This is a genomic window from Rickettsia felis URRWXCal2, from assembly GCA_000012145.1.
Lineage (GTDB): Bacteria > Pseudomonadota > Alphaproteobacteria > Rickettsiales > Rickettsiaceae > Rickettsia > Rickettsia felis.
The window spans coordinates 658,845-670,611 of record CP000053.1 but is presented as its reverse complement, the minus strand read 5'-3'; the positions used below and the strand labels follow the sequence as shown (position 1 = coordinate 670,611).

Below are 11,767 nucleotides of genomic sequence, written 5' to 3'. Positions count from 1 at the left end.
AAGTCGTCATTGCGAGGAGTTGCGTTAGCAACGACGCGGCAATCTCATAAGATAATTTAAAAAACTCCTGAGATTGCCACGCCAGCATAAATGCTGGCTCGCAATGACGGGACTTTTATGAACAACATAGCTGAAAGAAAAATAATAAAACGATAACAAAATGAAAAAGAAACCGATAATAGGTGTTACACCTGATTTAGCTCAAAATTGTGAAAAATATACTTACGCTGCTTTTCCATGGTACGCCTTGCGAAGAAACTATACCGATGCAATTATTGCAGCCGGTGGTGTACCGCTATTATTACCTTATCAAACTGATACAATAAATCAGCTTATAGAACTTGTTGACGGTGTTGTAATTCCAGGCGGTGATGAGGACATACATCCTAAATTTTATGAACCGGAATACGCCGAAGATGTAGTAATTTCTAATGAAGAACGTGATAATTTTGAGATATTAGTTTTAAAGAAAGTATTAGAGAGAGATATTCCGGTTTTAGGAATATGCCGAGGTATGCAGCTATTAAACGTTATTTTTAAGGGCACGCTTATTAAACATATTCCTGATTATATTAGACACCTTTCTGAACTCGCTTATAGGGAGGAATTTGAAGGAAACACGGAAGTGCTTGCCACCGCAGCGTACAAAAGCGTACGTGAGGATGCGAGTACCGGATTGACGTACAAATTACCCCTAGAAGTAGAGTTCAGAAAGGTGTCTATTGGAACTGTAATTAACCATACACAACCACCTCCTAAAAATATAGTTTCACATGCAATTAATATAGAAGCAAATACTAAACTCTCTAAAATAGCTAATAATCAGCTACAAACTATGGTTAATTCAACTCATCACCAGGCTGCTAAACAACTTGGTAATGACCTTATCGTATCTGCAAAAGCAGAAGACGGTATAATTGAAGCCATTGAATCAACGAAACATAAATTTGTTATCGGCGTTCAATGGCATCCTGAATATCTTAACGATAATGGAGTAGATTTAGAATTATTTAAAGAACTCGTAAAAGTTAGTAAGTAAATATTAGTTTTCAACATAATTAGATGAACATATTACAAACGCTTTATTATATTCATATCCAAGCGGCCAACAACATACGGAATTTTTAGAGCGTTCACATACGAAAGTAGAACCTCTACCATTGTCTCCCAGTTGATACTAACCATAAATTACAGGTCCACATTGTTCTTGCCAAGCAATTGAATATTTTACTCGATTATCTTGCACATCCCATTGTTGTAAACAGCCACCAATAATACAATTCATTTCAGCCGCAAATAGTTTAACCAATTTTTGTATTATCAAATCTTCTTGTTGTTCTACTTGTATATTATCACAATAAGCTATATGTGAGTTTAAATTATTAGCATAAGCTCGTGATGTTATAGAGACTATAATAGTAAATAATATAATAAAAATTTTCATATGATACCTTATATAAAATTTAAATTAATATATTTTAAGATACTTAATAAGAAACTAATAAGCAAATATTATTTATTGTACTATATTATCGTTTTAAATAAGATTTGTTTCGGACCTTGGTTCTGCTATATTATCGTAAAAAACATTATTTATGACTGCTGATTATTCTTTTTTGAAAAGTTTTGCTGAGTATATCATTGATAAATTAGAGAAAGGTACAGAAGTTCAAATAATATTGCCTAATAATTTCTCATGCCTAGAATTAAAGAAGATTTTAACCGATAAATATAAAATTAAATTACCTATAATTATTCCTTTTAATTCTCTTATTTCAAAAAAAACCGATTCGGATTATGTATCTAAAATAGAAGAACTTCTTATTATATCAAAAATAATTACAGAATATAAAGACTTACAATTTAATAAAAATGAATCATTAAAAGCTGCAGAAATTCTAAGAAAATTGATTAACGACCTTATCATCAATAATATCGATATAAAATTAATTGAAGTCTATAACAATTCTAACTATTGGCAAAAGATTTATAAATTTCTAGAATATTGCTTTTTAAGATGGCAAGAAGAAATATCGCTTACTCAAAAACAAACCAAAGCAATCCATAAATTAAAGCTATTACAAGAAGAAATAATAAGGATAAAGAATAAGCAAATAATACTCGTCGGAATGTTCAAGCCTAATGTTTTTTTAAAAAGATTTGAAGAAGATTTAAAGGATTATATAGTTTATTATAATCAAACTTCCAAGCAGATTAGCGATGGTATATCTTATTATGAACCTAATGACATTTATGAAGAGGCGGTAGCAATAGCTTATATATGTAGCCGTAATAAAGATAAACGAATAGCAATCATTACAAATAATAATAAACTTAAAAGAGTATATTGCAATTTTTTAGACAGATACGAAGATCTACTAGGTAATGACTTAAGGCTTACTAATATAGGTGAATTACTAACTTCCATTATTAAAATATTATGTAATAATTTTGATTTAAAACTCCTATTTTTATTACTTAAAAATCCTTTAATTAACTGCTCTGCTACACAAAAATTAGAAGTAATGCTATCTAATAAAAACCGCTTTATATCCTCGCCTAAATATTTATTGCAATTACAATTTGATAACGAGGATACAAAAGAATATTGCCGTAACTTAATAGATATTTTATTTACTGATAACCCGCATAATATACTAGATATTCTGACCTTAACTAAAGAAATAGCTGAAAAACTTTTACCTACTATTTGGGAAAAAGAAGGAGGAGCAGAACTAGTTGAGTTTTTAACAAATTTAACTGCATATAGCAAATATATAAATTCAATGGATAAAAAGGATTTTCCTAAAATTTTTTCTTTTTTACTCTCTAATATCAAATATTATAAAAATACTGACTCTGCTAATATTATTATAGCACCACCGGAAGATTTAGCATTATGTACATTCGACTTAATTATATTACCGCATTTTAATAATGAAAACTGGACACCTACCGCTAAATCTCACCCATGGCTTAGCAAGAAAGCCTTGCAGATACTAAATATAGATTATAATGAAACCGCCTCTACTCTATATTCAGATTACTTCAATTTATTTCTACAAAATAAACAAGTAATTATACTAAACGCTAAAAAATATGATGGTAAGTTGTCAGTGCCGAGTAATTTATTTTTGAAATTACAGGATGTCATTCCTGCCGTCCATTATGTCATTCCTGCGGAAGCAGGAATCCACCTAGACATGGATTCCCGCCGTTGCTGGAATGACATAAGGAAAGATGACATAGGGGACGAGTCCACAGCACATAGCCACTCTTTCCCATCCGTCTTATCAGTAACCGACATAGAAACATTAATAAGAAACCCATACGGGTTTTATGCTAAGAAAATCCTTGGACTACGTAAAAAAGATAATATATGGGAAGAGCCTAAAATATCGGATTTCGGTAATTTTATTCATAAAGTTTTAGAGGAGTATTCTAAAAATTACGACAAACAATTTATCAATTTAAATTTGCTTGATAAACAAAATGCTTTAATAAATATCGGCAATCATATTTTATATGGCACTATTTTACCAAACTACACAAAAAAAACTTGGCAAATAAAACTCACGGCTTTCAGCAAAGCTTTTATTTTATTTGATATAGAACGCCGAAAAAACTGCAAAGAAATCTATTTTGAAACTAAAGGGGAATTACGACTAAATATTGCAGGTCAAGATATAAAAATAATCGGTATAGCTGACCGAATTGAAATAAGTAAATCAAACCATATAACTATACTAGATTATAAAACCGGTACTATCCCAACTAAAAAAGAAATAGAACTAGGACTCTCTCCGCAACTTATTATAGAAAGCTTGATGTTACTAGAAAACGGATTTAATATTAAAAATGAAAATACTATAGTCAATTCAGTTGGGCTTGGATACAAGGCACGAGGAGCGACGCCTATAATAATAGGCGAGACGACGAGTAACGATGTAGGCAAGCCTAAATCAATTGACTATACCATTGCTTATGTGAAAATAACCAGTACCGAACCTTATGTGCAAACAACAGAAATAGCTTTAAGCATTGAAACTTTAAATAAACATAAAGCAGGACTCATAAAATTACTGGAATATTACGTTACAAATAAGTCTTTTTCTTATGATTTGAATTTATCAAAATATAATGATTATTTGCATTTGAGTCGATAGAGTTAATTATAACAGCCGTCATTGCGAGGAAATTGCATAGCAATTGACGAAGCAATCTCGTGCCGAAGTCCTGAGATTGCCACGCTCTCTACGGTCGCTCGCAATGACGACGCAATAGTACTTACAACCTCATCACTAATTTAAATCCTTTATTCTTCCCCATGATAATCTTACTATCAGTATTATAAATAATCGGATCGTTAATTTTTTCATGACCGAATCTATTTGTTTTAAATACCGGAATATTTAAATTATCTGCAAAATTACGAAGCACTAACATTGTGGCATCAAGATCTTTACCAAATGAACCAAATATTATAGCCTTAACATCCTCAAGTAACCCTGCCTGCTTTAAGTGTAAAAGCTCACGATCTAATCTAAAAGGAGCTACATTCACATCTTCTAAAAAAAGAATTTTGCCTTTAGTCTTTATTTGCCAACTGGTTCCTATACTAGTCTGCACCATAGTTAAATTACCGCCGGTTAGTTTACCGTTAACAAGATCACTTGATTTTGCTATATCGTTAAGCGGACTCAAATTATCTATAGTAACCTGCTTTACCTTACCTTTTAATATTTCAGCAAGCTTGGTAAAATTACTTTGATCTTTATCAGTTTTTAATAAGTCGGCTATATTACTGCCGTGAATAGTTTTCCACCCCCATTCTTGTGATAGAAAAAGATGTAAAGCCGTTATATCGCTATATCCTATAAAGAATTTCTCTTTATTTGGTTTTGATAGCTTTAGTAAACCTGGAATTATTCTAGCAGAACCATAACCGCCTCGTAAACTCCATACTACATTATCAGACTCATCAAATAATGCATCCCGCAGGCAATTAAATCTTACTTCATCGCTACTTGCAAGAAATGGTAGCTTACCTTTAGCAAAACACTTAGAAAGGATTTGTAAATTTAATCCATTAATATTTTTTAAATCCGATAAAGTTTTATTATCAGCACCTGTTGCCGGAGCAACAACAGTAATAGGGATATTTTTTAGGTTAGTAGCTGAAGAAAAAGCTGATATTGAAAAGAATAATATTATTAGTAAAGATAAGTTTTTAAGAATCATGAATATAATTTATAGATATTTGAGAATACTGTTATATGAATCAGTAAACCCTACTATGTCATGCCGTGACTTGACCACGGCATCTAGTCTTTATTTTATTTTTTCTAGATACTGTGGATAAACCACGGTATAACAGAGGAAAGAAATTATTCTAAATACGAATAATCTCCACCAGTAATATTAACTTCTTCATCTTTTAACTCCGCAAGGCTAAAGTCAGTGTAATTATTGAACTCCTCACTAATACCTAATGTTTCAGATAGCACTTACTACGCTTAACTCTTTAGAATCATTATACAAATCGTAAGCTAATTTTAATGCTATTTCTTTTTTCACAAGCTGATTGGTTTCAGGAGTTAACTTCCTTAAATAAAAATCTAAATCTTGTGGGTTATATATTGCATCTATAATTTTCTTAACTTCAATTTTTTTACCATTATTAAGCGTTACTTTAGATTCTAGTAATTGTGATATAACCACTATATCATCATCGGAATCTTCTCATCTGACGTGGTTACCTTTAAAGTCACTAGAATTTATACTCTCTGATGAAGCCTGAGAGGTTGTAGCTTTATTTGAATCATCGCTTATTCTAAGATTTTCCATTTTAGTCCATAGCTGCTCAGCTGAATCACAACCACTATCAGCTAGATATTTGTTACTTTCCTCTCTAGGTGGTACAAAAGCATTATCAATAAATTCTTTAACTATCCATTTATTGTTAAATTTATTAAAAGCACTTTCTATAAACTCTTCTAAATTATTAGAACCTAACTCTAAGAATTTTTGCTTAAGTTCTAGAGGGATATGACTTTTTGTATCTAGCCATGTTTGCATTCCTGATAATATTTCTGATATTACCTTATTAGTGTCTTGTGTCGGTACAGTAATATTATGCTTCTTAATATTAACATCAAGTGCATTTTTGGTACTAGCATCCAATTTAGATACTAAGTTTTCATACTGGGCTGGGTTATTTTTAGCTTCTTTTAAAGTTCTTACTATTTTCTTAAATATTTGTACTATTTCTGAATGACTACTCGTAGTGCTTGTCATCCAATCCCATTTAAAATATTCAAACCCGCCGGTAGCATGATTTGGAACTTCAACATGTGCAGATTTATGGTCATATCTAATGTCAATTACATCAAGATCTTTTTTATATTTCTTTACTTGAGTATCGGTATCATTACGCTGTTTCTTAAAGTGTTGCTCTAATTTTTTCATACTCTCCTCCTTAATTCATATTATTAATTAGTTTCCATATCATACTTATATATTACTATGTGTCAAAATAAAACACTAATAAAAATTAACTTTTACTATATTACACGCATGTAAGTCACGCTTAAAGTACAAGTTACTATTCTTATTTAAGATTACCCTATAAATCTGAACATTTTCAAGTACTCTTTGAACGTAATCTCTTGTTTCTCTAAATGGTATAAGTTCTATCCAGTCAATAACTTTTCTTGTATCTTTTATATCCCTTGGATCACCAAACCTATCTATCCATTTTACTACGTTATGACTTCCGGCATTATAAGAAGCAATGGATAGAATATAAGAACCTTTATGATCATCTAATAATTTTTTGAAATGATGCGAACCGAGTTTAATATTATATACTGGATTCCTAGTTAAATCTGCTACATTACATTTCATATTTATAGATTTTGCGGTATCACAAGCAGTACCCTTAATAAGTTGCATCAGCCCCATGGCATTTGCATAACTCACGGCCCTATGGTCAAAGACCGATTCTTGTCTAATTATTCCATAAGTTAAATGAGATGGGATAGGCAAACCTCCTAGATTATAAGGCGTTGGAAAAGCACAATCCGGAATAAAAGCGTTATTTTGGGCAGCAATTTTTGCCACCTCAACCATATGGTTAGTATTATTATTTGCTTTAATAATATTCGCAATTATTTGAATTTCTGCAGGATTTTTAGTGTTTTTAATCGCTGCTTTGGAATATATCATAGCTAAATTATTCTTATTATATTTAACCAGTAACCTTATTGCTTTAATAATTTCTTTATTTTCTATAGTTTTCCTTTCTTCAGAAGTTATTACGGGAATAGGAGGTAAAACTAATTTTGTCCTATTTAATTCAACATTTGCTACCTGTCCGTAAAAGGTAAAAGAATATTTGGCTGCCTGCTCGTAAAATTTTCTAGCCGTTTGCTTATCGCCTTTTGCTTCATAAGTACGACCGAGCCAATAAAATCCACGTGCCAAACTAATCGGGGTTTTAACAACTTTGATAAACTTATTAAAATGTACTAATGCTTGATCAGGCTTTTTTAAAAAGCTTAAAGAAAGCCAGCCCGCAAGCCACTCCTGCTCCCTTATAGTTTCAGGACAAGTAGCAAAAGGAAGCGTTGCCATTCTATAGCTATTAGCAAAATCTTTGTAATCGATGAATTCACGAGCATAATAGGATTGAATACGACACCATTTAGCAAAATGTTTACGGTTATTTTTAGCTTTCTTAAACAAAGTAATAACTTCCTTTGTCGGCTTTTGCATTTTTTTAAAATCTAAATAACGATATAATAAACCGGAACTATAGTATTTTTCAGGAACACTTTTAAAAAGCTTTTCAGCATTTGGCAATTTACCTATAATCGCAATTTGTGCTTTAAAAGAATTGCGATAACCTTGATCAACATATTTTAGGGATTGCTCGGCAGACCTAATATCATTTTTCCATAAATGTTCTTCTATTCGCTCTAAATGATCATTTGCAGTTAAATATTTATGCCACTTATTGTAATACGTATTTTCTTCTTCAGGAGTGAAATTGGCATATACCCAAGACTCTTTAATAATAGGTAGTAATATCTTCTGATCTTTGATTAAACTACTTGCAGCTGCCGCATAAAATTTATAACCTTTGCCGGTAAGAGGAGAATGTTTACTAAACCAATCAAAAATTACTTTTTTATTTGTATTATTATTTAGATATTCTTCCGCTCTTTCTTCAAGCAGCTTGTTTTGAGGCCAATCCGGGTTATTGCGTAAAAATCTTATTACATGTTCAAAACTATTATCTGAATATTTATTATCTAAATATTTCTGAGAAAGTACAATTTTTGTTAAAACTTTATTATTTACCTCTAGAGCTAAATCTTCAGCTTGTGACCAATTTTTTTGATCGATATAAGTAAAAACTTGCTTAACCTTATCTACAGAATCAGAATTTACCGCAGTTGTCATCCCGTAGCTTGACCACGGGATCCAGTTCAAAGCTAATAAAAATATAGAAGTTAATAATTTTATTGTGATTTTCATAAGTTTTATGATTTGTTGAGTGGATACCAAAACCGTCATTGCGAGGAGGTCTTGTTGCGTGGACCGATTTTCCGTCATTGCGAGAAGAATTACGTAGTAATTCGACGAAGCAATCCAGTTAAAAATTCTAATTTACAGAATTTTTTAAATCTTTTTCTAGATTGCCACGCTCCCTACGGTCGCTCGCAATGACTATTAGGGCAAGACCCACTCGCAATGACGTTTTTAGAACTCTTAAACACCCGTAGAGCCGAAGCCACCGCTACCACGCATCGTTTCCGTAAGGCTACTACTTTCTTCCCATAATATACGTTCGTACTTTGCGATTATCATCTGTGCAATTCGCATGCCTTTTTCTATAACAAAATCTTCTTTACCGAGATTAATAAGAATCACCTTTATTTCGCCTCTATAATCTGCATCAATAGTACCTGGTGAATTAGCAACCGTAATACCGTGTTTAACGGCAAGACCCGAACGAGGTCTTATCTGTGCTTCAAATGAGTCAGGTAATGCTATAGCGATGCCGGTTGGAATTAGCTGTATTTCACCCGCTTTTATTGTTATAGGTTGCTCATTTGCGGCTATTAAATCCATCCCCGCACTATGCTCTGTAGCATATTCCGGCAAACTACCTGAAAAATTTTCTAATTTCTTAATTTTAACTTGCGTTATAGTCATACTACCTTATATCAAATTTATCGTTAACAATTTTATTTTCTACTGCATCAATTAAAGAATTAGCAAAATTATCGGTTAATATCTTACTTCCCATGCCAAGTTTCTTTTTAAGCCAAGGCTGTTTAGCACACAGATATTGAAACTTAATATTATCGCCGAATTTTTCTTTCATTATGCTATACATATCACCTATACCATCAATTAAGCCGTAATCAAGAGCCGTTTGCCCTGCCCAAAATTCGCCGTTAAATAAAATCTCGTCTTGTTGTGTTAGCTTCCCTGCCCTTCTTGTTTTTACATAATCAACGAAGTGCTCATAAACTTGCTGTTGCAAATTTTTAATAATTTTAAGGTCCTCTTTATTAATAGGTTTAAAAGGATCTAAAATTGCTTTATTTTTTCCTTCCGTATAAACTCTACGCTCTATTCCAAGTTTATTAATCGCTTCATGGAAACCGAATCCGCTTGACACTACTCCAATACTACCTATAACCGAACTATAAGAAGCATATATCCAGTCACCGCTGCAAGCAAGCCAATATCCGCCTGAAGCCGCCATATCTTCAATAAAACTATAAATTTTTATTTTATTTTCTTTAGCAAGGTCACGAATACGTTTCGCAATAAGTTCAGATTGTACCGGAGAACCACCAGGAGAATTAATAATTAAACATAATGCTTTTAATTTCTTTATTTTAAAAGCTTTTTCTATTAGTTCATTTAATGATTCTAAAGTAAGTCCCGATTGCATAGTACTTACTTTACCGATAACACCGCTAAGGCGTAAAACGGCAATCACTTCTTTAGAATCACCAAAAACCGAAGCAAATAACTGATCTAATTTACTTATCTGCCGTTTGGTTATTATCTGATCAAATTCTGCATTCGCCATAGTTGATTTATTTACTTCATTCATTGATTTTGCTCATTTTTAATTTAATATACTCGCTGAATTTGAAAAATTGGCTTCGTCGCTTTGTAATTCCTCCGGTCCTCACGTATTAAGTATACGCAGCTCGCCTCGGCTTACAGCCTCCTTGCTCTTTTCCAAATTGAGCTTCGTCTATTTATTTGGAGTTACTATAGCATCTTTTTTTACAGGCGGCAAAGGCTTAGCCGGTTTATTCAGAGATTGCTCGTTATAACTATTTTTAGGTTCAGGATAATTTCCAGGAATGGCAGATAAAATAGTATCTCTAACTTTTTCGTCATACCAATTTGTATTGCCGACAAAGCTAGTTATTATTTTGCCGTTTGGGTCTATTAATATACTAGTCGGTAAGCTAACAACCCCTAAGGCTTTAAATAATTCATTTCTATAATCATGATAAATCGGCAAATATCTTATTTGATAGCTTTTAAAATATTCTTTAACAATTTTTATGTCTTGATAATCTTCTGAAATCGGAATTACTGAAAAAGGTAATTTCCTAAAATCTTTTTGCAACATATCAAGGTCAGGCATTTCTTTGACACAAGGAGCACTCCAAGTAGCCCAAAACACTAACAATATAGTCTTTCCTTCAAACTGATCAAGAGAATATTGATTTTTTTCTTCATCAAAAAAAATTATATTATCAGGAACGCTTGAGCCTCTTAAAAATTCTAATTTATCCTGATGCTTAGCATAAATTTTAGGAATAAAAATTATTATAGATAATAAAAACACTATAATATATATAAGATATTTATTATAATTTCTTAAGGTCATATAATAATTTATAGTAATGAAAATATTTTATTTATTCGTATTAGCACTTACATTATGTAGTTGTGGTATAAAAAAACCTTTAGAAGCACCCGAAAAAGAGGCAAAACGTCATTGCGAGGAGTTGCGTTAGCAACGATGCGGCAATCTCGTCAAGTATCCTGAGATTGCCACGCTCCCTACGGTCGCTCGCAATGACGTACTGCAATCAATACCTCTTCAGTGTCGTACCTTGTAAAACTAAGTCAAAACAATAAGACGGCATATTTTCTTGCGGTTCGATCAATATCGGATTTACTTCACCGCACTCATTATCACACATATTTTTATCAGATAAGTCTAAGCGTGTTTCAAGAGTAGTAAGACTTGGATGTTCTATTCTTATGTTTGCACTTCTCAAATAACGAGAAGATTTATAAGGCAACATGCTAATAAAGTAATATTCTCCTTTATTATTAGTAGTAGCAATACCGGAACCGGTAAAGCTTGAATCGCTTTTACTTGTAAATCTTCTTTTATCAACTCTAGTTTTTAAAGGTTCATAAGGATATTTACCTCCGCTTCCTACTTGCCATAAATAAACTTTAGCATCTGCAACCGGCACACAATTTTGATCTAATATTTTGCCTTTAATTAATATCCTTTCACCGTAAAATTTTGATAATCTTCCTGTTTTACGTAATAAATTATTAGTAGTCTCAAAAACTTTCGGTTCATAATCATTAAATATATTTCTAGTAATTTTACAACGATTAAGCTTATTAGGGTAAGTTTTAGAAGCAGCAAATATGTTTAATGTCCATAAACATAAAAAACAAAATATAAATTTTTTCACTT

The 11,767-nt window shown here is 31.9% G+C and carries 10 protein-coding genes and 1 pseudogene; 2 read left to right on the top strand and 9 right to left on the bottom strand.

All coding sequences use genetic code 11. The features are described 5' to 3' along the window. Nucleotides 1-160 precede the first annotated feature (160 nt). Nucleotides 161-1,039 (top strand): gamma-glutamyl-gamma-aminobutyrate hydrolase family protein, encoded by an 879-nt coding sequence (locus RF_RS03355; RefSeq protein WP_011270956.1) that lies wholly within the window; start codon nt 161-163, stop codon nt 1,037-1,039. A gap of 138 nt (nt 1,040-1,177) precedes the next feature. Here RF_RS03355 and RF_RS03350 read toward each other — a convergent pair whose 3' ends face one another. Further along, nucleotides 1,178-1,444: a hypothetical protein gene (locus RF_RS03350; RefSeq protein WP_011270955.1), complete on the bottom strand. Its 267-nt coding sequence runs from the start codon at nt 1,442-1,444 to the stop codon at nt 1,178-1,180. A 151-nt stretch (nt 1,445-1,595) separates the two neighbouring features. Between RF_RS03350 and RF_RS03345 the strand changes: the two genes are divergently transcribed. Continuing rightward, nucleotides 1,596-4,166: a PD-(D/E)XK nuclease family protein gene (locus RF_RS03345; RefSeq protein ID WP_011270954.1), complete on the top strand. Its 2,571-nt coding sequence runs from the start codon at nt 1,596-1,598 to the stop codon at nt 4,164-4,166. A gap of 121 nt (nt 4,167-4,287) precedes the next feature. Here the strand turns inward: RF_RS03345 and RF_RS03340 are convergent, their stop codons facing one another. The 8 genes and pseudogenes from RF_RS03340 to RF_RS03305 form a co-directional block, all read right to left on the bottom strand. Further along, complete coding sequence (locus RF_RS03340; RefSeq protein WP_011270953.1) at nt 4,288-5,241, bottom strand: LD-carboxypeptidase; 954 nt, start codon at nt 5,239-5,241, stop codon at nt 4,288-4,290. A 255-nt stretch (nt 5,242-5,496) separates the two neighbouring features. Beyond that, on the bottom strand, nt 5,497-5,721 hold the full coding sequence (locus RF_RS11385; protein WP_039594984.1) for a hypothetical protein: 225 nt from the start codon (nt 5,719-5,721) through the stop codon (nt 5,497-5,499). Nucleotides 5,722-5,775: 54 nt separating this feature from the next. Next, nucleotides 5,776-6,468 (bottom strand): annotated as a pseudogene (srfF, locus tag RF_RS11380) (SrfF family effector protein); the annotation flags it as partial. A 75-nt stretch (nt 6,469-6,543) separates the two neighbouring features. After that, complete coding sequence (locus tag RF_RS03325; RefSeq protein WP_041405350.1) at nt 6,544-8,541, bottom strand: lytic transglycosylase domain-containing protein; 1,998 nt, start codon at nt 8,539-8,541, stop codon at nt 6,544-6,546. Nucleotides 8,542-8,775: 234 nt separating this feature from the next. Beyond that, nucleotides 8,776-9,222, bottom strand: a complete 447-nt coding sequence (dut, locus tag RF_RS03320) for a dUTP diphosphatase (RefSeq protein WP_011270950.1) — start codon at nt 9,220-9,222, stop codon at nt 8,776-8,778. 1 nt (nt 9,223) lies between these two features. Next, complete coding sequence (locus RF_RS03315) at nt 9,224-10,138, bottom strand: S49 family peptidase (RefSeq protein ID WP_011270949.1); 915 nt, start codon at nt 10,136-10,138, stop codon at nt 9,224-9,226. Between the two features lie 147 nt (nt 10,139-10,285). Continuing rightward, complete coding sequence (locus RF_RS03310) at nt 10,286-10,933, bottom strand: TlpA disulfide reductase family protein (protein WP_011270948.1); 648 nt, start codon at nt 10,931-10,933, stop codon at nt 10,286-10,288. A gap of 205 nt (nt 10,934-11,138) precedes the next feature. Further along, a complete protein-coding gene (locus RF_RS03305) occupies nt 11,139-11,765 on the bottom strand; it encodes a dioxygenase family protein (RefSeq protein ID WP_011270947.1) in 627 nt (208 codons plus the stop codon). Nucleotides 11,766-11,767: the final 2 nt, after the last annotated feature.

Bases quoted from the DNA above. Each gene is read 5' to 3' on its own strand.
- RF_RS03310 (WP_011270948.1), bottom strand. From the start codon at position 10,933: ATGACCTTAAGAAATTATAATAAATATCTTATATATATTATAGTGTTT.
- RF_RS03350 (WP_011270955.1), bottom strand. From the start codon at position 1,444: ATGAAAATTTTTATTATATTATTTACTATTATAGTCTCTATAACATCA.
- RF_RS03315 (WP_011270949.1), bottom strand. From the start codon at position 10,138: ATGAATGAAGTAAATAAATCAACTATGGCGAATGCAGAATTTGATCAG.
- RF_RS03355 (WP_011270956.1), top strand. From the start codon at position 161: ATGAAAAAGAAACCGATAATAGGTGTTACACCTGATTTAGCTCAAAAT.
- RF_RS03340 (WP_011270953.1), bottom strand. From the start codon at position 5,241: ATGATTCTTAAAAACTTATCTTTACTAATAATATTATTCTTTTCAATA.
- dut (WP_011270950.1), bottom strand. From the start codon at position 9,222: ATGACTATAACGCAAGTTAAAATTAAGAAATTAGAAAATTTTTCAGGT.
- RF_RS03325 (WP_041405350.1), bottom strand. From the start codon at position 8,541: ATGAAAATCACAATAAAATTATTAACTTCTATATTTTTATTAGCTTTG.
- RF_RS03345 (WP_011270954.1), top strand. From the start codon at position 1,596: ATGACTGCTGATTATTCTTTTTTGAAAAGTTTTGCTGAGTATATCATT.